We start from the raw sequence: 22,342 nt of genomic DNA on the forward strand, positions 1-22,342 counted from the left end.
GGAACTGCGGGGAGGTTGGAGTATTGCTCATTTGGCTCACAATTATCGGGGTTTGGATTATTGATCGGATCTTGAAAGTCCTGGTACAGGGTAATTTTTATCCTAATGAAACAATAGCGGTTATCCCTCATTTCTTTCATATTACCTATATCTTAAATCCAGGAGCGGCGTTTGGATTGATGGCGGGCCGTACTTGGATTTTTGTTATTGCAACTCTACTGGCTATGGCCGGCATCGTCTACGCTCAGTTTAAGATACCGCGGGAGCGGAAAGTACTGCGCTTGTCGTTAGGAATGATCGGGGGCGGTGCGCTGGGCAATTTATATGATCGGCTGGTCATCGGAAAGGTTGTCGATTATCTGGACTTTCGGATCTGGCCCTTTGTTTTTAATTTTGCAGACAGTATGATCGTTGTCGGTGTCGGGCTGTTGATGATCATTTTATATCTTGAGGATCGGAAAAGTGGGAGAACAGAATGACGGAAAATCAGATTGAAGATAACCCCTTGGAATTTGAAGATGAAGAAATTGTTAGTTCGGAAATTCATGAATCAGAACTGCCGGAAGGAGTCCGGCTTGATATAGGTGTGACAGAGCTTATCGGTAAAACGCGTTCCTATGTCCAAACCTTGATCAGTGACGGAATGGTCGAGGTTAACGGCGCAGTGAAGAAGGCCAATTATAAGATTCGCCCCGGGGATAAAGTCAAAGTGGTTATTCCTCCGCCTAAGGAACTTCTTGTTGAGGCGGAGAATATTCCTTTGGATATCGTTTATGAAGATGAAGATGTGCTCGTGGTGAATAAACCTCAGGGGATGGTCGTTCATCCTGCCCCGGGATCATGGACCGGGACCTTAGTAAACGCACTTCTTTACCATTGCCGCAATCTTTCAGGCATTAATGGAGTGCTGCGTCCGGGAATTGTTCATCGCATTGATAAGGATACCTCCGGACTTTTGGTTGTGGCCAAGAATGATCAGGCTCATCAAGGCTTAGCCGCCCAGATTAAAGAACACAGTATGGCCAGGAAGTATATTGCTCTGGTGCATGGGGCGGTTCTTGAATCGACCGGAACGATAGACGCACCGATTGGCCGCGATACGGCTGATCGGAAAAAAATGGCCGTTACATTTCATAATTCAAAGACAGCCGTGACTCATTATCATGTCTTAGAACGATTCCATGATTTTACCTATCTTCGGGCAAAGCTGGAAACCGGACGAACCCATCAAATTCGGGTTCATATGGCCTATCTTAAGCATCCCGTTTTAGGAGATCCTTTGTATGGCCCAAGACGAAATCCCTTTGGACTGGAAGGACAAATGCTTCATGCCGAACATCTTGGTTTTGTCCATCCGCGGAGCGGAGAATGGCTGGAATTCACGGTTGAGCCGCCTGAAATATTTACGAAGGTCCTTGAAGAGCTTAGAAAAGCTTAGACAATAGGAGTAAGAAAAAATTATGTTGACTTTCGGTCATTACTCATATAAACTAATCAGAAGGTAAGCCTTTAAAATGTGTCCCGTGAGACGCAAAGGCAGACGACATGGAGGGTAAACTGTCTGCTTGTGCAGGCAGTTTTTTTTACCAAAGCCAAAGGGAGTGAGCGGATGGAGGGTATCACCAAAAACCAAATCATGGATGCAGATGGGATTAGACGTGCAGTTACCCGGATTGCTCATGAAATTGTCGAGAAAAATAAAGGAACAGATAATGTCGTTCTGATTGGAATCCGCCGACGGGGTGTACCGCTGGCTGAACGGATTCAAGAGCGCATTGAGAAATTTGAAGGGGTAAAAGTTCCCTTGGGGATTCTCGACATCACACTTTATCGCGATGACTTAACCATGATCGATGTTCAACCCGTGGTGCATGAATCTCAGGTCCCGTTCAGTGTTCAGGGAAAAACAGTGGTTTTAGTCGATGACGTCCTCTATACGGGGCGTACGGCTCGGGCCGCACTTGATGCAATGATGGACATGGGACGCCCCGAAAAAATTCAGCTAGCCGTCCTTATTGATCGCGGACACCGTGAACTTCCGATTCGTGCAGACTATGTCGGTAAAAATGTCCCGACATCCAGCCGCGAAATCGTCTCGGTTTGTTTAAAGGAAATTGACGAGGAAGAACAGGTCCTACTTCAGGAGAGACCTAAAGTTTAAAGTTTAAAGTATAGATATTGTAAAGCAGCATAAAGCAACCCTTTAAGTGGTTTTCCCGTGAGTTACCCAAGGGTAGAGATAGGATAAGCTGTCAGAATATCCTTATATCCTTCTACCTTCGGGTAGGAGGATTTTTTAATATTTAAAATTAGAGATTTTGTGAAGAATGATAGAGGATGATAAAGGAGGCAGTCTTATGAAGTGGAATCGCAAAGATCTATTACACATCGAAAGTTTATCACGCGAAGAAATTGAACTGATCATCCACACGGCTAAACCTATGAAAGAAATTTTATTTCGCCCAATTAAGAAGCTTCCTACATTTCGAGGAAAATCGGTGGTCAATCTTTTTTATGAGTCAAGCACCCGGACGAGAAGTTCCTTTGAAACTGCTGCGAAAGTCTTAGGGGCGGACACTTCAAGCTTGGCCGTTGCCCAAAGCAGTGTCAACAAAGGTGAATCGCTTTACGATACCGCCCGCACCCTGCAGGCGATGAACCCGGATATCGTGGTTATTCGCCACAGCTGCTCCGGGGCGGCTCAGTTCTTAGCCCAGACTCTCAAGGCAGGCGTGATCAATGCCGGAGACGGACAGCATGAACATCCGACTCAAGCCCTTCTCGATCTTTTCACGATGCGGGAACACATCACTGATCTCACCGGGAAAAAAGTTCTTATCGTGGGAGATGTGCTCCATTCCAGGGTGGCACGGAGTAATGTTTATTCTTTGACGAAAATGGGAGCTGAGGTTGTTCTTGTCGGTCCGCCAACGCTTCTGCCTCCGGAGATGAAAACCCTGGGTGTGAAAATGAGTTATCAACTCGATCCCGAATTGCCGGGGGCAGACATTGTCATGGCCTTGCGGTTGCAACTTGAGCGTCAACAGGCGGGGCTTTTACCGAGTCTGCGTGAATATAGCCTGCTTTATGGTTTAAATCGCGAACGCCTTGCCCTAACAGGTAAGGATACCTTAGTGATGCACCCCGGTCCCATGAATCGCGGGGTGGAAATATCCAGTGAAGTCGCTAATTCTTCAAATGCGGTTATAGAAGAACAGGTCACAAACGGTGTCGCTATACGCATGGCAGTGATGTATTTGTTAATGGGAGGGACAAGCAATGTGGTGGTTTAAAAATGTTAAAATTGTAGATTTAGAAACAGGTTCAACTCAAGCCAAAGATGTTTTGGTTGAAGGAGAAAAAATTCTTGAAGTTTCAGGTTCCTTAACTGAGGAGGAGGTTCAAAAGAGGGCCCGGTCTGAAGTTCAAGTCATTGACGGTACGGGAAAATACCTCTTCCCGGGACTTATTGACGTCCATACTCACTTACGCGAACCCGGACAGGAAGAAAAAGAAGAAATTGCGACAGGGGCTCGGGCAGCACTCAAAGGAGGGTTTACGACAATCCTGGCGATGCCGAACACTAAACCCGTTCTCGATAACCGGGCTTTAGTTGAATTCGTTTGCCGTCAGGGAGAGCGGGCAGGCGCAGCCAAGGTTTATCCCATCGGTGCAATTACCAAAGGAGAAGAAGGTAAAGAACTGACGGAAATGGTGGATTTAGCGGCAGGCGGGGCCAGAGCGTTTTCCGATGACGGCCGAGAAGTACAAAATGCCGAACTCCTGCGTTTAGCGATGGAATATGTCAAGCTGACAAACCTCCCCTTGATCAGCCATTGCGAGGATGAAAATCTTGCCCGCGGCGGTTCGATGCATAAAGGAGAGGTCAGTGCCAGACTGGGACTGAGAGGAATTCCTGCCTGCGCTGAATCAGTTATGGTTGCCCGAGACATACTTTTAGCAGAAGAGACAGGCAGCAAACTCCATCTTGCTCACATTTCTGCCAAAGAAAGCGTAGAGCTGATCCGGGCGGCAAAGCAACGGGGCGTCGATGTGACAGCCGAGGTTAACCCTCATCATCTTATCTTTACGGATGAGGCTATTGCCGAATCAAATTATAACACGTCCTATAAAGTCAACCCGCCGCTGGGCTCGGCTGAAGACAGAGATGCCCTTCTCGAGGGGATCTTGGATGGAACGCTGGATATGCTTGCCACGGACCATGCTCCCCATACCTGGGAGGAAAAAAAGAGACCTTTTGCCGAAGCCCCTTTTGGAATCGCAGGTTTCGAAACAGCGCTTGCCGCCATCTGGACTTATCTTGTCCAACCCGGAAAGCTGCCAGTGGAAACCTTGCTTAAAGCCTGGAGCCTTAATCCCGCCCAACGTTTTAACTTACAAGGCGGTTCAGTACAGCCGGGTGGGATTGCCGATTTGGTTCTCTTTGATCCTGAACATCAAGAGGAGATCGAGGCAGATCGGTTTATTTCAAAAGCCCAAAATACGCCGTTCCTGGGACAAGTGCTGCAAGGGTTTGCTTCAATGGTATGGGTTAACGGAGAGCTTCGTTTTCAGAGGGAAACTATAGGAAATTGAAATAAAGCAAGCGGATTGGGAGGAATATAGAATGCCTTTTTTGGTGTTACAAGATAGAACCGTGTTTGAAGGTGAAGCCTTCGGAGCCTGGCCGGCTGAGCGGGGAGAACAAGCGGGGGAAGTCGTGTTTAACACGTCGATGAGCGGGTATCAGGAGATTATTACCGATCTGTCTTATGCCGGTCAGATTTTAATTCTCACTCATCCGCAGATCGGCAATTACGGGTGGCATGATGAGGAAAGTGAAGCCGATAAAATTTTACTCAAGGGTTTGATTGTCCGCGAACTTTCCTCAGGTGAAGGCAGCCTGCATGCTGACGGGTCTTTGGAAGCCTTTTGTGATGAACATGGAATTTGGGGACTTAAAGGGGTCGATACGCGGGCTTTAACCCGGCATATTCGCAAGCAGGGTACGATTCCGGGAGTTCTCGTTGTCAGCGAGCAAGAAGGAATGGAGTACTGGCAAAACGTCGAGCAGGGAAAGGCAAATTGGCATCCTCAAAAGCATTGGGTTTATCAGACAACAACAGCGGAAAGTTATGAGATCCCAGGCAAAGGTCCTTATGTTGCCGTCTTGGATTGCGGGGCAAAACGCAATATCCTGCGCTCTTTACAGGAATATGGGTTCAGAATTCGGGTTTTTCCCGCGACAACATCAGCGCAGGAAATCTTGCGTTCCCGGCCAAAGGCTTTGGTGCTCAGCAATGGGCCCGGAGATCCCAGTGAATTGCCGAAGGTTGTCGCAACGGTGCGGGAACTTCTCCCGAAATTGCCGATACTGGGGATTTGTTTGGGACATCAGCTTCTTGCTTTGGCAGCAGGGGGAGAAACGTATAAACTTCCGTTCGGGCACCGGGGAGGGAATCATCCCGTTCAGGACAGCCGGACGAAGAGAACGACAATGACAGCCCAGAACCACGGTTATGCGGTTCGGGAAGAATCTTTGGCACAATCGGGGTTTGACGTAATCTTGCGCAATGTTCACGATGGGACTGTGGAAGGAATGCAGCATTCTTCATATCCGGTATTCTCTGTTCAATACCATCCCGAAAGCGCTCCGGGACCGGAAGAAAATCAGAAGATATTTGAAGATTTCTTTATGAAGATCGGTTTAATCAATGACTGAGTATAACGTGAAAGCAGGAGTAGACATGAAGAAAGAAACATGGAAGAAAGTATTGGTTCTGGGCTCCGGGCCGATTGTGATCGGACAAGCCGCGGAATTTGACTATGCCGGAACCCAAGCTTGCCGGGCGCTACAAGAAGAAGGGGTTGAAGTAGTCCTTGTAAACTCTAACCCCGCAACCATCATGACCGACCCGGAGGTTGCGGATAAGGTATATATTGAACCGCTGACCGTGGAAGTGGTCGAGCGGATTATTGAGCGTGAAAGGCCGGATGGTCTTCTCGCCACAATGGGCGGGCAAACGGGTTTAAATCTTGCGTTTCAACTTGCCCAGAAAGGAATCCTTGATCGCTGCGGGGTCAAATTGATGGGAACTTCCCTGCAAAGCATTGAGCGGGCAGAGGATCGTGACGGGTTTCGCTCACTGATGCAGGAACTGGGCGAGCCGGTACCTCCCAGTACCATTGTTGAGGACGTCGAGGGAGCTCTGGAATTTGCCGATTCCATCGGTTATCCGGTGATCGTGCGTCCGGCCTATACGTTAGGCGGAACAGGCGGCGGAATTGCCCATGACCGCGAAGCATTAGAAACAATTGCGCAAGGCGGGCTGCAGGCGAGCATGATTGGTCAGATTCTCGTGGAACGAAGTGTTGCCGGATGGAAAGAAATTGAGTATGAGGTATTGCGTGACAGTGCCGGAAACTGCATCACCGTTTGCAATATGGAGAATATGGATCCTGTCGGAGTCCATACGGGCGACAGTATCGTGGTTGCACCCTGCCAAACTTTAACGGACCGTGAGGTTCAAACACTGCGAACCTCGGCCCGGCGGATCGTCGATGCTTTAGGAATCGAAGGCGGATGCAATGTCCAATATGCTCTCAATCCCGAACGCTTAGAATATGTCGTCATCGAGGTTAATCCGCGGCTCAGCCGTTCGAGTGCACTGGCTTCAAAGGCAACCGGTTATCCGATTGCCAAGGTTGCCGCTAAAATCGCGCTCGGACAAACCTTGCCGGAAATCCCGAATGCCGTGACCGGTAAAACCTCGGCATGCTTTGAACCGGCCCTCGATTATGTGGTCGTGAAGATTCCGCGCTGGCCTTTTGATAAATTCTCTGACGCGGATCGGAGTCTGGGAACGCAGATGAAAGCGACCGGCGAAGTGATGGGTCTTGGCCGGAATTTAGAAACGGCTCTGATGAAAGCCGTTCGTTCTTTGGAAATTAAAACATTTGGTGTCCTTTTACCCGAATTTGCGAACTTAAGCGAAGATGAACTTAGCAAAAGATGCCAAAAGCCAAATGATCAATTGCTCTTCTTTATGGCCGAAGGGTTAAGACGGGGCTGGACGGTAGCGAAGCTGCAAAAGCTGACGCATTGGAACCCTTATTTTTTAAGGGCCCTCGAAAATGTCGTAAAAATGTCGGAAACGCTTCGTCAAGCTCCCTGGGACAGAAAAACCCTTCTTCAGGCGAAACGCTTGGGAATGTCTGATGTAGTTATCGCAAAATGCTGGCAAAGCAATGAAGAAGATGTTTATCAATTCCGGGTTAAAGAAGGAATCCAACCCGTTTTCAAGATGGTTGATACATGTGCGGGGGAATTTGAAGCGGTAACGCCTTATTTTTACTCCAGCTACGACCAAGAACAGGAAGGAGATCCTACCCCGCACCGCAAAGTGGTTGTTTTAGGTTCCGGACCGATTCGGATCGGGCAAGGCATTGAGTTTGATTATTGCTCAGTCCATTCCGTTCTCGCCCTGCGCAAGGCAGGGGTGGAAACGATTATTATCAATAATAACCCGGAAACGGTATCTACGGATTTTGATACAGCGGATCGCCTTTACTTTGAACCCTTGACACTGGAAGATGTAACAGCTGTATTGGAACGGGAAAAACCGGAGGGAGTCATCGTGCAGTTCGGGGGGCAAACGGCTATTGGTTTGGCTAAACCCCTTGTTCAGCGGGGCTACAAGATTCTTGGCACAAGTCTGGAGGATATTGACCGGGCCGAAGAACGGGGGCTCTTTGATGAGGTTTTACAGGAAATTAGCGCTAAAAGGCCGCACGGAGGGCAAGCGGCGACACTTGAGGACGCCCTGAAAGTTGCGGATGAGATCGGATTGCCCCTAATGGTTCGTCCTTCCTATGTTCTGGGAGGGCGTGCGATGGAAATTGTCTATTCACCTTCAGAGTTAGAAAAGGTCATTAAAAGAGCGCTTGCCGAGTTTCCCGGTCAGGAAATCTGGATGGATCAATATTTAGTGGGCACAGAGCTTGAAGTTGATGCGGTTTCCGACGGTGAAAACGTCAGTATACCCGGTATTATGGAGCATTTAGAGCGGGCCGGCGTGCATTCCGGCGACTCGATTGCCGTATGTCCGCCGCTAACCCTGACACCCGAAACGCAGAAGCAAATCGAAAAGTTGACAACGGGAATTGCCCGGGCTTTAAAGATACGCGGCTTGCTCAATATTCAGTATGTTATTTATCAGGATGAAGTCTATGTTTTGGAAGTCAATCCGCGCTCCAGCCGGACAGTTCCCTTCTTGAGCAAGGTTACCGGCGTACCCATCGTTGATTTGGCGACTCAGGTCATCCTGGGCTCTTCTTTAAGCGACTTGGGAATTCAGACTGGGTTATGGGCAAAACCGAAACATTTTGCGGTTAAGGTACCGGTATTTTCCTTTTCCAAACTCCACAATGTCGAGCCTTCCTTGGGACCCGAGATGAAGTCCACCGGCGAAGTTATGGGAGCGGATAAGACGTATGAAAAAGCACTGTATAAAGCGCTGCTGGCTTCGGGGCTAAGCATGGCTGCCCGTGGGACCTTGTTAGTTACTTTAGCCGATCGGGATAAAACAGAAGGGCTGCCCCTGGTTAAGCGCTTTCAGGACTTAGGATTTAGAATTTTGGCGACAGAAGGGACAGCTCAAGTTCTAAAGGAAGCGGGAATTGAAGTTGAACGCGTGAGCAAACTTCACCAAGGTTCAACGGAAATTACGGATGGAATTCGTGAGGGACAGATTCAAGGGGTTATCAATACGACTACCCATAATAAACGACAAGCCAGTGATGGTTTTATTATCCGCCGAGCCGCTGTCGAACATGGAATTCCTTGCTTTACCAGCCTAGATACCGCATCGGCATTGCTGCATGTGTTGGAGACGATTGCTCCCAGTCTGATGCCCTTAGAAAGTGTTCATTAGAAATTATGAGCCGGCAAAAAGGGAAAAGGATGATCACTTCAGAATATTTAGGGAGTAAAAATATATTTTAGGGAGAAAAAAGTATTTCCCGGTTTTTGGGAGGAGGGAGTTGACCGGATGTTATTAGAAGATGCTAAGATCGTGGCGCATGAAATAATGGGGGATCCCGAATCGGGAATGAGACGATTAGTTTTAAGGAGCGAAATAGCGGCAGAAGCGCTGCCGGGGCAGTTTGTTCAACTGAAAGTTTCGACAGGGCTGGATCCTCTGCTGAGACGACCGATCAGTATTGCGGGAGTCGATCAAGATAAGAAAGAAATTACTTTGCTTTATCGTTTAAAGGGCAAAGGAACGAAAATGTTAGCTCAAGCCAAGATCGGGAATGTGCTCAATCTTTTAGGACCTTTAGGGCATGGGTTTACCGTTCCTCAAAACGGGACCTTATATTTGGTTGCCGGAGGAATCGGGGCCTTTCCCCTGCTTCCTTTGGCCCAAGAAGCCGTAAAAAAAGGCTTGGAAGTTTGCTTATGCTGGGGAGGAGAAAATCAGGGCTTTTTTGAAAGCGCGGGTTTGCACCTTTGGCAGGCTTTGGGGATAGACATTCAAGTCAGTACGATGGATGGGAGTATGGGTATCCGGGGAAATGTGCTGGATATCCTGAACAACTATGAATTTGCCAAAACGGCCCAAGTTGCGGTTTGTGGGCCGATGGTGATGATGGCAGCGGTAAATGAATTCTTTGTGAAAACGGATTTTGTCGTCGAGGCCTCGTTGGAAGAGAGAATGGGCTGCGGGGTCGGAGCCTGTTTGGGTTGTGTTTGTACGCTGCAGGATGAACAGGGAAAACTTCGGCGCGGCAAAGTTTGCAAAGACGGACCTGTCTTTAAAGCAAAGGAGGTTGTTTGGAATGCAGCCCTCTAAGTCAGCATTGAAAACAGTCAATACCGAAGTGAAATTAGGACCGCTCACGTTGAGAAACCCGGTTATCACGGCTTCGGGAACCTATGGCTTTGGAGAGGAATATGCTCCGCTTTGCCCGGTGGAAAGATTGGGCGGGATAACACTCAAAGGAATTACGCCGGAACCGCGGCTGGGGAATCCTGTTCCAAGATTGGCGGAAACGCCGTCAGGACTTCTGAATTCGGTCGGCTTGGAAAACCCAGGGCTTAAGGAATTCATGACAACATATCTTCCTAAGGTCCGCAAGCTTCCGACAGCCGCGATTGCCAATATTTCCGGTTTTTGCGTCGAGGATTATATCCATATGGCCCGATCCTTAAGAAAGGAATCCGGATTAGCGGCTATCGAAGTGAATATCTCCTGCCCGAATGTTAAGCATGGCGGTATGCATTTCGGAACAGATCCCGCAAGTGCCGAGCAAGTGATTGCGGCGGTTAAAGCCGAAACAGATTTGCCGGTCATCGCCAAACTTTCACCGAATGTCACAAGCATTGTGGCGATGGCCCAAGCGGCGGCCCGTGGCGGTGCAGACATCATCTCCTTAATAAATACTCTTTTGGGTATGAGCATCGATATTGAAAAACAACGCCCTGTCTTAGCCAATGTCATGGGAGGACTATCCGGTCCGGCGGTGCGCCCTGTTGCGGTAAGAATGGTTTGGGAAGTTGCTCAGGCTGTCGGCATTCCAATTATTGGGATGGGTGGAATTCTTAGCTGGGAGGATGCGGTTGAATTCCTGTTAGCCGGTGCGAGCGCCGTAAGCATTGGGACCGGCAACTTTGTGAATCCATTGGCTCCGCTTCGCGTTATTGAGGGAATTGAGGAGTACTGCTTGCGCCATGGCGTTTCGGCCGTGAGCGAACTGACCGGATTAGCATGGAAAGAAAATTAAAACCGCTGTGAAACAGCAAGATGTTTTAAGATTTTCTAAGAAGGAAAGGTGAAAGAATGAATTTACAAGAGAGGGTTATGGTTGCGCTTGATGTTGATGATCGGGCTAAAGCCTTGGAAATTGCCCGGCAGCTTCAAGGAAGCGGATGCTGGGTCAAGGTGGGTTTAGAACTTTATAGCCTTTGCGGAACAGAAATTGTTCGGGAGCTCAAAGCGATGGGTTTTAAAGTATTCCTTGATCTCAAGCTTCACGATATTCCCAATACCGTTAAACGGACAGTCGCTGTGTTAGCCAATTGCGGAGCTGACCTATTGACCATTCACTGCAGCGGAGGTTTTCAGATGATGGCGGAGTCGGTTAAAGTGGCTAAGGCAGCTTCGACTTCGGGAAACGCGCTTAAGCTTGTCGGAATTACGGTCTTGACGAGTTTAGATGAAAAACGGCTCCATGAAGAACTTGGGGTGGAAAGAAATCTGAAGGAGCAAGTGCTTAAGCTGGCAGAGCTCGGACAAAAGGCCGGTCTTGCCGGAGTTGTCGCTTCACCCCAAGAAGCGCGGGAACTTAGATCGCAATGCGGTCCTGATTTTCTACTTATTACACCGGGTATTCGTCCGGCCGGAAGCGAGACACAGGATCAAGCCCGGACGATGACGCCTAAGGAGGCACTGGAGGCCGGAAGTTCCTTTATCGTTGTAGGGCGGCCGATTACGCGCGCAGCCAATCCTCGTGAATCATTGGAGCATCTTTGGGACTAACTAAAGTTTGAAGGGAGAATAACTTATGATCACAGCGGATGAAGTATTAAAGATTTTTGAAGAGAGCGGGGCACTGCTTAAGGGACATTTCCGCCTAACTTCCGGTAAACACAGCAATCGATATATGCAATGTGCGAAAGTCCTGCAATACCCGCAGCATGCGGCCCGCTTAGGTGAGGAGCTGGCTCAATCATGGAAAGATCAGGACATCGATGTTGTTATCGGACCGGCCATGGGAGGTATCCTTGTGGCTCATGAGGTAGGAAGAGCTCTGAGAACAAAGGTGCTTTTTACCGAGCGTGAAAACGGAGTCATGACCTTACGCCGTGGGTTTGAACTAAATCCCGGGCAAAAAGTTCTAGTCGTCGAGGATGTGATTACGACTGGGGGATCGGTCAAAGAGGTTTTGGAGGTTGTGCGTAAACTCGGTGCGGAGCCTGTCGGGGTAGGAGTCTTAGTCGATCGCAGCGGGGGAAAAGTGGATTTCGGTCTTCCACATGTCTCTCTATTAAAGCTTCAAATTGAGACCTTTGAACCCGAAAGCTGTCCTCTTTGTGCAGAAGGTATTCCTGCAATTAAACCGGGAAGCAGGACAGTGTAATTTAGCCCGTTAAATTTAGCCTATAGTTGAGGAAACCGCCAGAAACTTAATGTTTTTGGCGGTTTTGTTATATCTCGATAACCTACTGCAATTTTCTAAGTGGTTTGTCTCTTCAGTTTAATTTGTCTATTGGCTTCTATACGCAAGGGAACGTGTTCGATTTTGACATCAGTGTGTTCAAGTCCAAACCATCGTACCGGCGAAACTGTAATTTTCTTTACTTTGAGTCTGAATTGCATAATCAATCGCTGATATAAAGGAAGGTCGGTATCATTCGGAAGCTCTTCGCGAACTAATATAAAACAAAAATCTCCAACTTTACGATTAACATCATTTGTAGAATAGAATTGGGGTTGTTCTTTTACTTCATGCGACTCCATGAGATCCGTTACAATTTGCCTTAAATACGTGCTCACTTTTTGCTGAACCCTAAATCCTAAGCGCAATTGTATCTTAAAAACATAATCAGTATCGAAATTTTCAACGCTATATTCCATTGTCCTTGGTTCATCGGTTACTTGAACATTGATAAACCAATAGACTTCCGCTCTTTTTGGTCGTTTATCTAAAATCGAGTAAATAATTTCATTGTTTATTTGTCCCGGTTTAGACTTGCTCGTTAGATAAACTAAATTCGTTGCATATATAGGGAAGTGTTCATCCTTCCTTAGTTTTCCCAGCTTGAAGCTATAATCTTTCAGTGAAACTTCTTTGGACACGACTTGTTCCAATATGGATGCTTTGTACCATAAAATCATTAAAATAAATAATATAGAAGCGATGAATACCGTGACAAACCCACCGTGAAAGAATTTAGAAACACTTGAAATGAAAAAGGCAGTTTCCAGAGTTCCAAAAGTAGCAACCATAAGAACCGAAAGCACCTTGGGAATCTTTCGTTTAACCAGGTACTGGAACAGCAAGATTGTCGTCATCAACATAGTAACGGTAATCGCCAATCCATATGCCGATTCCATGTGTGCGGAGGTTTTGAAAAATAGAACCACGCCGATACAAGATAACATTAAGAGAATGTTAACGGTAGGAATATACATTTGTCCTTTAGACAGAGCCGGATAGTAGATTTGTAATCGCGGCAATAAATTTAATTTAATCGCTTCCGAAACGAGTGTAAATGACCCCGAAATTAAGGCCTGTGAAGCAATAATTGCTGCCAAGGTAGCGAAAACGACACCAAAGATGCGTAAGTTTTGGGGCATGACTTCAAAAAACGGATTAAATCCGGCCATGTTTTGGAGCACTTGATTGTCTTTAACCTGTAACAACCATGCGCCTTGACCAAAATAGTTCAGTATCAAGCAGACTTTGACAAAAGGCCATGTCCCGTATATATTTTTTCGGCCTACATGTCCCAAATCCGAATACAATGCTTCTGCCCCCGTGGTCGCTAAAAATACACTGCCCAAGATCGCAAAACCGGCTTTATTATGTTCACTGAACAACAGTTTAATGCCATAATAAGGAGAAAAGGATTTTAGGATATCAAGGCTTCCAAAGAGGTGGACAATTCCGAGAAGTCCTAACATTAGAAACCATAATAACATTATAGGCCCAAATAATCGGCCGATGAGTTCAGTCCCTGTTCTTTGAACCAGGAACAGAAAGCAAAGAATAACAATAGTAATTATAACGACTATGGATTGACTCGAACCAAAGCTGTTGACGAAGATCGGAATCCCTTTTAATCCTTCCACAGCAGAGGTTACGGTAACGGCCGGAGTTAGAATACTATCCGCAAGGAGTGCTGCTCCCCCAATCATTGCCGGGTAAATCAGCCAAGCCCCCATCTTACGAATTAAAGAATAGAGTGCAAAAATGCCACCTTCCCCGTGATTATCTGCTTTAAGTGCAATGAGGACGTATTTAATAGTTGTAAGTAATGTAAGAGTCCAAAAAATAAGAGAAAGGGAACCGTAAACAAACTCAGGGGTAATTGATTCTAATCCACCGTTACCCGCAACTAACGCTTTCATAACGTATAACGGAGAAGTACCAATATCACCATAAACAACACCAATCGTTACAAGCATACCTGCTAAGGTTAAAGGTCGATCCTTGTAGAATGTCTTTTCCATAAATTCTATCCCTTCATATCAGTTAATAATGTTCAGTCAGACAAACCTATTATTCCAATCCTTTCATATAATAATTATCAATCTGAATTATTCACAGATCTTTTGAGAAGTGGTTAGACGGGATTTTTAATAGAGCTACTTTATCGCAAATTATCCTTAATTTCAATCACAAAATTAAATATATTACCCGCTCAAAAATTGAATTATAATTTAGAAAATTAAACATACCTAAGAAGCAGGATTATTATTCGTAACGTCGAACACTTTTAAACAACAAGATAATTATGATGAGAAAGCAAGACCATGGAGGTCTGCCCACAGTAAAGGGCACTCTATGGTCATTTCTTTTTTTAAAGGACATTATAAAAATAAATAAATCCGGGATAAATAAATCCGGGGAATGAGAATGGAGGGGTAAAGATGCACATGGCTGATGCCTTACTTTCACCGGCTGTAGGGGTAACCATGTGGGCTGTAACCGCGGGGGCAGCCGCTTATTCAATTAAAAAGGTTCAAGAGGATATGGATGAGAAGAAAATTCCGTTGATGGGGGTTATGGGTGCATTCGTATTTGCTGCGCAAATGATCAATTTTGCGATACCGGGTACAGGTTCAAGCGGACATCTTGGAGGCGGTATGCTGCTTGCTATTCTGCTTGGGCCCTATGCCGGTTTTTTAACAATGGCTTCTGTTCTCTTGATTCAGGCCCTTTTTTTTGCAGACGGGGGTTTGCTTGCGTTTGGATGTAATGTTTTTAACCTGGGCTTTTATACGTGCTTTATCGCCTATCCTTTTATATATAAATGGTTTACACGCAAAGGAATAAATTCGAAGAGACTTCTTGCTGCCTGCTTGACAGCTGCGATAGTCGCCTTGCAATTAGGCTCCTTCAGTGTGGTTGTTGAAACATTCCTGTCCGGGAAAACGGAATTGCCCTTTTCGACGTTTCTGCTTATCATGCAGCCAATCCACCTGGCGATTGGCGTGGTCGAAGGGCTTGTAACAGCATCAGTCGTTACTTTTGTCTGGAAAGCGCGTCCGGAGATTCTCGAAACTGTTTTGAGGGGTGAAGCCCTGGGCAGTGTTTCCCTTAAAAAGGTTCTGGCGGGGTTTACCCTGGGTGCGGTGCTTATCGGCGGTGTTTTTTCTTGGTTTGCCTCTACTAATCCTGACGGGCTTGAATGGTCGATGTTTAAAACAGCGGGGACGGCTGAACTTGAAGCCAATGATGGTTTGCATACTTCTTTAGGCAATTTGCAAAACCAGACGGCAATTTTACCGGATTACGGCTTTAAGACAAGCGGGAATGGAGAAAATGAAGCGGCAGTATCGAAGGATGCAGAGAAACAATCGCGGTCTTTCGTTGATGCGGGTACAAGTGTTGCAGGGTTGGTCGGCGGGGCATTAACCCTTGGCTTGGCAGCTTTGTCAGGGATCGCAATCAGCATGGTCAAAAGAAGAAGGAAAAAGGCAACAACTGAAGGATAAGAACAACCGAAGCATAAGAGAGAATAATGAATCAGTTTAGTGAAAAATTTGTGCTTAGGATTTGATAATATGTTAAATATAATGAATTCGATTTATGATATAAGACTATTAGATGATCTGGCTCGGAGGGAAACCTCAATTCATAGGCTGCATCCGCTGGCCAAGCTTCTGACGACAGCCGTTTATTTGATTGTGGTTGTTTCCTTCGATCGTTACGAAATCAGCCGCCTTTTGCCGTTGTTTTTCTATCCGATTCTCATTTTTGCTTTTGCCGAGATTCCGGTCAAACCGATTCTTAAGCGCTTGCTGTGGGTGGAGCCCTTTGTGATCGGTATAGGTATCCTTAATCCGGTGTTCGACCCGCAAATGATAACTTTCGCCGGGCTTGAAATTTCCAGGGGGTGGATCACTTTCCTTTCGATCTTTACCAAGGGAAGTTTAACAGTTATTGCTGCGCTTTTGTTGATCGCGGTTACGGGAATGGACAAACTGGCGGAGGCGTTAAGAATGTTAAGGGTCCCTAAAGTTTTTGTGCTTCAGTTATTGCTGACATATCGGTATATTTCCGTATTGATGGAGGAAGTGGGCACGACTTTGAGGGCCTATTCTTTAAGGGCTCCCGGTCAAAAGGGTATTCAACGCCATGTTTGGGGATCACTGGTAGGACAAATGTTTCTCCGTACCTTTGACAGAGCTCAAAGGGTCTATCAGGCAATGATTTTGAGGGGTTTCACCGGAGAATACATCACAGGAAGCAATTCCAAAATGAGACTTAAGGATTTTGCCTTTTTAGCGGGGTGGAGCTTATTTTTTATCATCATAAGGCTTTTTGACTTACCTATGCTGTTAGGGTTAATTGTTACAGGGGTGATCAGATAATGAGTCATCATAAAATTGAAGTCAAAAATTTGCATTTTACCTATCCCGATGATCATGAAGCCGTGAAAAATATGTCTTTTGTCATCCATCACGGCGAGTCCGTAGGTATTATCGGTGCAAATGGTGCGGGAAAATCGACACTTCTAATGCTTCTCATGGGTGTTCTTTTTCCTGATCGAGGAGAAGTCTTAGTCGGTGATGTTCATGTTACTAAAAAGACCTTGCCCCTTATCCGTCAAAGATTAGGCATTGTCTTTCAAAATCCCGATGATCAGTTGTTTATGACAACGGTCTATGACGATGTTGCCTTCGGGCCGCGAAATTATAAACTGGATGAGAAGGAAGTTGCTGAGCGCGTAAAACAGGCTTTGGATATGGTGGGAATATATCACTTGAAGGACAGGGCCCCTTATAAACTGTCCGGCGGAGAAAAGCGGGCGGCAGCCATTGCTTCCGTACTTTCAATGCAGCCTGATGTCTTGATTATGGATGAACCTACGGCGGCTTTGGATCCCAAATCAAGACGGAGAGTGATCCAGCTGCTTAACGGTTTTAAACACACGAAAATCATCACAAGTCATGATTTAGATATGACATATGAAACATGTCAACGCATCATTGTGATTCAAAACGGTGAGATTGCCGCAGACGGACCCAGAGAGGAAATTTTGACGAATGAGGAATTGCTGGATCGATGCGGGTTAGAAATGCCGCTTTCACTCCAAAATTGTCCCGTGTGCGGGCACAAGAAATCGGTCATTCGATTAGCTGGCACAAACTAAATTACAGTATTTAAAAGAGCAGGGGCTATGTTGAAACTCAGGTTTCACATAGCCCCTACCGACCTTTAAAGCTCTAAAGCTTTGATATTATTCCGTACTTTTTTCCGTTGCCAGCAATCGCTCGATAACTTCCGGTTTTGGCGTGAGATACAATGTCCAGTTTGTTTCATAAATAACCATACCGGGTTTAGCGGCATTGGGCTTTTTGATATTCTTAACATGGGTATAATCCACGGGTACAAGTGTGGAGCCTTTGGCCTGGCTGAAGTGGATAGCCAGAGCCGCCGCTTCTTCAAGTGTCAGGTCATCGGGGAATTCCTCCCCATCCTCGAGGGGGATCAGTACGTGTGAGCCGGGTATGTTTTTAACATGGAGCCAAAGGTCATGAGGGCGTCCCTTTTTTAGGGTGAGCCAGTCGTTTTGACGATTGTTTTTCCCGACAAGAATCATCCGGCCCGAATCGGAAAGATAGATTTTGGGCTGGGGTACTTCGGGTTTATTGCTTTGTTTTTTCTTGGCGGTGCCTTTATTCGGGAATTTGCCGGCTTTTTTGGAGGTGTTTTTGTGGGTATGCTTGCCGGCAAGATATTCCTGATCGATTAACTCTTTGTGAATTTCCTCGAGTTCAGAGGAAGTAGAGGCTTGTTCGAGACTGAGCAAAACGGATTCCAAGTAATTAACCTCATTTAAAGAGGCCGATCTGAGGGGCTCCGTTTTCTGTAATGTAGCCTTGGCTTTGTTATAACGCCGGTAATAATGTTGAGAATTATCAATTCCACTGAGACGGGGGTCCAAGGGGATCGTGATTTTCGGGAGAGTTTCCTCATTATAATCTTCAGCGACAATTTCTGTCATTCCTAAGGTTATCCGGTAAAGATTGGCGGTGATTAACTCTCCCCATCTTGAATATTTAAAGGATTTCTCCGCATTGGCCATTGTTTCTTCATAAATGCCCAGCTTTTTTTGCATATGGTCAAGATTTTCCCGTACGATCTTATGCAGGGAGCCGCGTTTGGCTTCAAGATTATTATTGGAAGCTTTAGCATGATAAAAGCGTTCAATGGCATCATCAAGCGAAGGAAAGGTTTCAGTAGCTAACCCCTGATATTGCTGATAGGGAACAAACGAAAAGGCAGTGGGCAGTCCGCTTTTAGCGGAGCCCGCATGATAATAAAGGCAGGGCTCGGTTTGGGGAAGAGTCGCGGGGTTGGCCAGGATAAGATAGCCTTGGAAAACGCGGGAGAGATCGATATCCCCGCACTGTTCAAGGCGAACGGTAAGCTTGAGTCCTGCACGAACGACGATTTCCCGAGCGAGTTCCGGGCTGACTCCATTAAAGTGTTTCACCAGGAGGTCGGTAAGTTTACCGGAGAGCTCTTCTTGCAGCAGCACAGAACGAAATGCTTCTTCATCAGATAGGGGATCGACTTTCCCTTGTGAGGGAGGAAGAATATAGGTCCGCCCCGGCAGGACTTCGCGGTGGCGGCTGACGGCATGAGAATAACGTTTCAGGCCATCAAGAATAACCTGCTTTACAGGATCGACAAGGATCAGATTACTGTGTTTGCCCATGATTTCCAGATAAAGCCGGAGGGTGGCAAGATCTCCGTACTCATTGTAATTTTGAAAGGTTATAAGTACGATCCGCTCAAGCCCGATTTGTTCAATGTTTTGAATCTTGCTCCCCTCAAGGTGTTTGCGAAGGATCATGCAAAACATCGGCGGGGAGGCGGGATTCTTTTTATTTTCTTGCGTGAGATGCAAGCGGGCAGAAGTGGCGCTGACATTTAACAGCAAGCGCAGCGACCTGCCTTGGTTGCGGAGGAAGAGATGAATTTCCTCCTTTTCAGGTTGATTGACTTTATCGATGCGCGCTCCGATGAGCTGAGGAGCGAGTTCTTTAACAAGATGATTAAGGGTTACCCCATCAAGAGCCATGTTATGAGAACCCCTTTCTTAATAATTGTTGATATAGTATACCACAATTTATGGTCATTTTTCTTTTTCCTCCCGAATAAGCATGTACAAAAAGGTAGGATAGGATTTGAAGGAGGAGGAAAGGAATGCGGCAGCAAGCGTGGCATGTATTGCCTTGGCTCGATGTTGTAAAGGCCTTGGAAGTGCATCCGGGTAAGGGCTTAAGCCTAAAAGAGGTGAACCATCGCCTGACCGAATTTGGGAAAAATATGCTCGAGACGAAAAAAGGGGTCCATCCTGTTTTCGTTTTCTTAGGCCAATTTAAGGATTTCATGGTTTTGGTTCTCTTAGCGGCAACGATTGTATCCGGCTTATTGGGTGAAATAGCGGACGCTGTCACGATCATGGCGATCTTGATTGTGAATGCAATTCTGGGATTTATTCAGGAATATCGGGCTGAAAAGTCCATTGATTCTTTAAAGTCTTTGACAGCTCCCGAGGCCAGGGTACTTAGGGAGGGAGTGGAGAGCCGCATCCCGGCGGCGGATCTCGTACCGGGAGATATCGTATTATTAGAGGCAGGGGATCGTATACCCGCAGATATTCGCTGGATTCAAGCGGTTAATATTGAAGTCGAAGAATCTGCACTCACCGGCGAGTCCCATCCTGTCAGTAAGTCGGTTTCCCCCCTGAGCGATGAATTGACCCCGATGGCGGACCGGTCAAATATGGGATATATGGGGACAGTCGTGGTCAACGGGCGCGGCGCCGGGGTAGTTGTCTCTACGGGTATGGATACGGAAATGGGGATTATTGCAGGCATGATTCAGAGCGTTGAGGATGAGGAGACGCCTCTGCAGAAACGTCTCGACCAGCTGGGAAAATATCTTGTCGTTATTAGTCTTGCGGTCTGTGCTCTCGTCGTAGCTACGGGTGTTTGGCGGGGAGAAGGATTTTATAAGATGTTTCTTGCCGGTGTCTCTCTAGCGGTGGCAGCGATCCCCGAAGGTCTCCCGGCGATTGTAACGGTCGCTTTAGCGATTGGAGTACAGCGGATGGTTAAACGAAAAGCGATTGTGCGTAAACTTCCGGCAGTAGAAACTTTAGGCTGTGCAACCGTTATTTGCTCCGATAAGACCGGAACCTTAACCCAAAACGAAATGACCGTTCGCCAGATCTATTCAGATCGGCGGATGATTGCCATAACAGGGCAGGGCTATGACCCAAAAGGCGAATTTCAGGGCGGCGATCCGATGAAGGCAAAGGATCCCCTAAATGAAGCATTAAAAATAGCGGCACTCTGCAATAACTCGACTCTGACCAAAAAAGGAGTACAGGTTGCCGGACTTTTCCGTTCGGCAAGCAAGGAATCCCCTTGGGGAATTGAAGGCGATCCGACCGAGGGCGCTTTGCTTGTGGCGGCCGCTAAGGCGGGGATTTGGCGGGAGACCTTGGAACGGAAAGAAGAACGTATTGGGGAAATCCCGTTTGACTCGGACCGCAAACGGATGAGCGTTATCTACCAAGGAAAAAATGAAAGAAAAGCGTATGCTAAAGGAGCCCCTGATGTTATTCTCAGGCTATGCAAACGAGAGCTGACTTCCGAAGGGGTTGTTGAACTCACAGATATTCGGCGCCGAACGATAATGCGGGCTAATGATGAAATGGCCCGGAAGGCTTTACGAGTATTGGCTCTTGCTGAACGTCCGCTGCGTGAGGAAGAGGGCGAAGACCGGCAGATTGAAGAAAACCTGATCTTTGTGGGACTGATGGGGATGATCGATCCCCCCAGGGCGAGTGCCGCCAAAGCCATTCAGGTCTGCCGCAGGGCCGGCATCAAACCTGTGATGATTACCGGGGATCATCGGCTCACGGCAGAAGCGGTCGCGCAGGAGCTTGGGATTCTGCGGGGAAATTCCAAGGGAATTATGACAGGAGCAGACCTTGAACAAATATCCGATGAGGACCTGGAGAAAAAAGTGATGGACATCTCGGTTTATGCCCGGGTTACTCCGAAGGATAAGCTGCGGATCGTTCGGGCGTTAAAGAAAAACAAACAAGTCGTAGCGATGACCGGCGATGGGGTCAACGACGCGCCCGCGGTCAAAGAGGCCGACATTGGAGTGTCTATGGGAAAAACGGGGACAGATGTGACAAAGGAGGCCTCAGCTATGGTACTGGCCGATGATAATTTTGCAACAATCGTTGCTGCGGTCGAGGAGGGCCGGGGTATCTATGATAATATCCGCAAATTCATCCGCTATTTGCTTTCCTGCAATATAGGCGAGGTTCTAACCATGTTCTTGGCAACATTGGTTGGGCTCCCGCTTCCGTTACTCGCCATTCAGATTCTATGGGTTAATCTTGTTACCGATGGTTTACCGGCAATGGCCTTAGGGGTTGACGGGATGGATAGAGACATTATGAATCGTCCGCCGCGGGCGCCCGGAAAAAGCATCTTTGCCCGTGGCTTAGCAAGAAAAATCATTATTCGGGGTACGATGATAGGACTGGGAACGTTAGTTGTGTTTGTTGTGGGGCTCTTCGTAGGAGGGAATCTGTTAACCGCCCGGACAATGGCTTTCAGCACTCTGGTCTTTTCACAACTGTTTCATGTTTTTGATTGTAAGTCAGAAACACGCGGTATTTTTGAAGTAGGACTGTTGTCCAATCCTTACCTTGTAGCCGCGGTGGCAACCTCAACGATAATGCAGTTAAGTGTAATCTATCTTCCTCCCCTCCAGGCCATCTTTAAGACGGCACCCTTGGAACTTGGGCAATGGGGAATCATTTTAGGAGTTGCCGGCGGTCCCTCTGTATTAATCGGACTTTGGCGTTTAGTTACACATGCGGGCCGCAGAGGTACCTCTGTGGTCGGAGGTAAGTGAACCCGTCCAGCTAAAGCTGAACATCGAGACTCCGGTGGGGGACATACTCCCACTTATAGAAGTGGGAGTCTTACGATTGGATAAAGGAAGCTTTACTATATCAGTTGTTTATCCGATACAGGAACTTCGGGGCATAGGAACACTTATGCGC

At 47.1% G+C, this 22,342-nt stretch carries 17 protein-coding genes; 15 read left to right on the plus strand and 2 right to left on the minus strand.

The features are described 5' to 3' along the window. Positions 1 to 23: 23 nt before the first annotated feature. From lspA to pyrE, 11 genes are all read left to right on the plus strand, one after another. On the plus strand, positions 24 to 479 hold the full coding sequence (gene lspA, locus VB077_RS00505) for a signal peptidase II (protein ID WP_323413246.1): 456 nt from the start codon (positions 24 to 26) through the stop codon (positions 477 to 479). After that, positions 476 to 1,438 (plus strand): RluA family pseudouridine synthase, encoded by a 963-nt coding sequence (locus VB077_RS00510; protein ID WP_323413247.1) that lies wholly within the window; start codon positions 476 to 478, stop codon positions 1,436 to 1,438. Before lspA ends, VB077_RS00510 begins: the two co-directional genes overlap by 4 nt. A 171-nt stretch (positions 1,439 to 1,609) precedes the next feature. Next, positions 1,610 to 2,161, plus strand: coding sequence for a bifunctional pyr operon transcriptional regulator/uracil phosphoribosyltransferase PyrR (gene pyrR / locus VB077_RS00515; RefSeq protein ID WP_323413248.1), 552 nt, complete (start codon positions 1,610 to 1,612; stop codon positions 2,159 to 2,161). Positions 2,162 to 2,357: 196 nt separating this feature from the next. After that, entirely contained in the window at positions 2,358 to 3,293 is a 936-nt protein-coding gene (locus VB077_RS00520; protein ID WP_323413249.1) for an aspartate carbamoyltransferase catalytic subunit, read from the plus strand. Further along, positions 3,280 to 4,596, plus strand: coding sequence for a dihydroorotase (locus tag VB077_RS00525; protein WP_323413250.1), 1,317 nt, complete (start codon positions 3,280 to 3,282; stop codon positions 4,594 to 4,596). The genes VB077_RS00520 and VB077_RS00525 overlap by 14 nt, the downstream gene beginning before the upstream one ends. 31 nt (positions 4,597 to 4,627) lie before the next feature. Next, positions 4,628 to 5,722 (plus strand): glutamine-hydrolyzing carbamoyl-phosphate synthase small subunit, encoded by a 1,095-nt coding sequence (gene carA, locus VB077_RS00530; protein WP_323413251.1) that lies wholly within the window; start codon positions 4,628 to 4,630, stop codon positions 5,720 to 5,722. Positions 5,723 to 5,747: 25 nt separating this feature from the next. Then, the gene (carB, locus tag VB077_RS00535) at positions 5,748 to 8,933 is read left to right on the plus strand and encodes a carbamoyl-phosphate synthase large subunit (protein ID WP_323413252.1); all 3,186 of its coding nucleotides are present in this window, start codon (positions 5,748 to 5,750) and stop codon (positions 8,931 to 8,933) included. Positions 8,934 to 9,050: 117 nt separating this feature from the next. Further along, the gene (locus VB077_RS00540) at positions 9,051 to 9,854 is read left to right on the plus strand and encodes a dihydroorotate dehydrogenase electron transfer subunit (protein ID WP_323413253.1); all 804 of its coding nucleotides are present in this window, start codon (positions 9,051 to 9,053) and stop codon (positions 9,852 to 9,854) included. Further along, positions 9,841 to 10,785, plus strand: a complete 945-nt coding sequence (locus tag VB077_RS00545; RefSeq protein ID WP_323413254.1) for a dihydroorotate dehydrogenase — start codon at positions 9,841 to 9,843, stop codon at positions 10,783 to 10,785. The genes VB077_RS00540 and VB077_RS00545 overlap by 14 nt, the downstream gene beginning before the upstream one ends. Before the next feature lie 56 nt (positions 10,786 to 10,841). Beyond that, positions 10,842 to 11,540, plus strand: a complete 699-nt coding sequence (pyrF, locus tag VB077_RS00550) for an orotidine-5'-phosphate decarboxylase (protein ID WP_323413255.1) — start codon at positions 10,842 to 10,844, stop codon at positions 11,538 to 11,540. Between the two features lie 25 nt (positions 11,541 to 11,565). Continuing rightward, positions 11,566 to 12,141: an orotate phosphoribosyltransferase gene (pyrE, locus tag VB077_RS00555; protein ID WP_323413256.1), complete on the plus strand. Its 576-nt coding sequence runs from the start codon at positions 11,566 to 11,568 to the stop codon at positions 12,139 to 12,141. Positions 12,142 to 12,236: 95 nt separating this feature from the next. On the opposite strand, the gene VB077_RS00560 is transcribed toward pyrE, so the two are convergent. Beyond that, on the minus strand, positions 12,237 to 14,237 hold the full coding sequence (locus VB077_RS00560; RefSeq protein WP_323413257.1) for a KUP/HAK/KT family potassium transporter: 2,001 nt from the start codon (positions 14,235 to 14,237) through the stop codon (positions 12,237 to 12,239). Between the two features lie 420 nt (positions 14,238 to 14,657). On the opposite strand from VB077_RS00560, the gene VB077_RS00565 reads away from it, so the two are divergent. The 3 genes from VB077_RS00565 to VB077_RS00575 all read left to right on the plus strand — a co-directional run bounded on the left by VB077_RS00565 (position 14,658) and on the right by VB077_RS00575 (position 17,386). Next, positions 14,658 to 15,725: an energy-coupling factor ABC transporter permease gene (locus tag VB077_RS00565; RefSeq protein ID WP_323413258.1), complete on the plus strand. Its 1,068-nt coding sequence runs from the start codon at positions 14,658 to 14,660 to the stop codon at positions 15,723 to 15,725. A 69-nt stretch (positions 15,726 to 15,794) separates the two neighbouring features. Further along, positions 15,795 to 16,604 carry a cobalt ECF transporter T component CbiQ gene (gene cbiQ, locus VB077_RS00570; RefSeq protein WP_323413259.1) on the plus strand — a complete coding sequence of 270 codons (810 nt, stop codon included), beginning with the start codon at positions 15,795 to 15,797 and terminating at the stop codon, positions 16,602 to 16,604. After that, on the plus strand, positions 16,604 to 17,386 hold the full coding sequence (locus VB077_RS00575; RefSeq protein WP_323413260.1) for an ABC transporter ATP-binding protein: 783 nt from the start codon (positions 16,604 to 16,606) through the stop codon (positions 17,384 to 17,386). Before cbiQ ends, VB077_RS00575 begins: the two co-directional genes overlap by 1 nt. A gap of 87 nt (positions 17,387 to 17,473) precedes the next feature. Here the strand turns inward: VB077_RS00575 and VB077_RS00580 are convergent, their stop codons facing one another. After that, positions 17,474 to 19,324, minus strand: coding sequence for an Rqc2 family fibronectin-binding protein (locus tag VB077_RS00580; RefSeq protein WP_323413261.1), 1,851 nt, complete (start codon positions 19,322 to 19,324; stop codon positions 17,474 to 17,476). A gap of 125 nt (positions 19,325 to 19,449) precedes the next feature. Between VB077_RS00580 and VB077_RS00585 the strand changes: the two genes are divergently transcribed. Then, positions 19,450 to 22,191: a calcium-transporting P-type ATPase, PMR1-type gene (locus tag VB077_RS00585; protein WP_323413262.1), complete on the plus strand. Its 2,742-nt coding sequence runs from the start codon at positions 19,450 to 19,452 to the stop codon at positions 22,189 to 22,191. Positions 22,192 to 22,342 lie beyond the last annotated feature (151 nt).

It is taken from the genome of Desulfitobacterium sp. (assembly GCF_034927245.1).
In the GTDB taxonomy this organism is placed as follows: domain Bacteria; phylum Bacillota; class Desulfitobacteriia; order Desulfitobacteriales; family Desulfitobacteriaceae; genus Desulfitobacterium_A.

Coding starts and splice junctions, on each gene's coding strand:
- VB077_RS00565 (WP_323413258.1), top strand. CDS start 14,658: ATGCACATGGCTGATGCCTTACTTTCACCGGCTGTAGGGGTAACCATG.
- VB077_RS00540 (WP_323413253.1), top strand. CDS start 9,051: ATGTTATTAGAAGATGCTAAGATCGTGGCGCATGAAATAATGGGGGAT.
- pyrE (WP_323413256.1), top strand. CDS start 11,566: ATGATCACAGCGGATGAAGTATTAAAGATTTTTGAAGAGAGCGGGGCA.
- carB (WP_323413252.1), top strand. CDS start 5,748: ATGAAGAAAGAAACATGGAAGAAAGTATTGGTTCTGGGCTCCGGGCCG.
- carA (WP_323413251.1), top strand. CDS start 4,628: ATGCCTTTTTTGGTGTTACAAGATAGAACCGTGTTTGAAGGTGAAGCC.
- VB077_RS00585 (WP_323413262.1), top strand. CDS start 19,450: ATGCGGCAGCAAGCGTGGCATGTATTGCCTTGGCTCGATGTTGTAAAG.
- cbiQ (WP_323413259.1), top strand. CDS start 15,795: ATGTTAAATATAATGAATTCGATTTATGATATAAGACTATTAGATGAT.
- VB077_RS00510 (WP_323413247.1), top strand. CDS start 476: ATGACGGAAAATCAGATTGAAGATAACCCCTTGGAATTTGAAGATGAA.
- VB077_RS00580 (WP_323413261.1), bottom strand. CDS start 19,324: ATGGCTCTTGATGGGGTAACCCTTAATCATCTTGTTAAAGAACTCGCT.
- VB077_RS00560 (WP_323413257.1), bottom strand. CDS start 14,237: ATGGAAAAGACATTCTACAAGGATCGACCTTTAACCTTAGCAGGTATG.
- VB077_RS00520 (WP_323413249.1), top strand. CDS start 2,358: ATGAAGTGGAATCGCAAAGATCTATTACACATCGAAAGTTTATCACGC.
- VB077_RS00525 (WP_323413250.1), top strand. CDS start 3,280: ATGTGGTGGTTTAAAAATGTTAAAATTGTAGATTTAGAAACAGGTTCA.
- VB077_RS00575 (WP_323413260.1), top strand. CDS start 16,604: ATGAGTCATCATAAAATTGAAGTCAAAAATTTGCATTTTACCTATCCC.
- pyrF (WP_323413255.1), top strand. CDS start 10,842: ATGAATTTACAAGAGAGGGTTATGGTTGCGCTTGATGTTGATGATCGG.
- VB077_RS00545 (WP_323413254.1), top strand. CDS start 9,841: ATGCAGCCCTCTAAGTCAGCATTGAAAACAGTCAATACCGAAGTGAAA.
- pyrR (WP_323413248.1), top strand. CDS start 1,610: ATGGAGGGTATCACCAAAAACCAAATCATGGATGCAGATGGGATTAGA.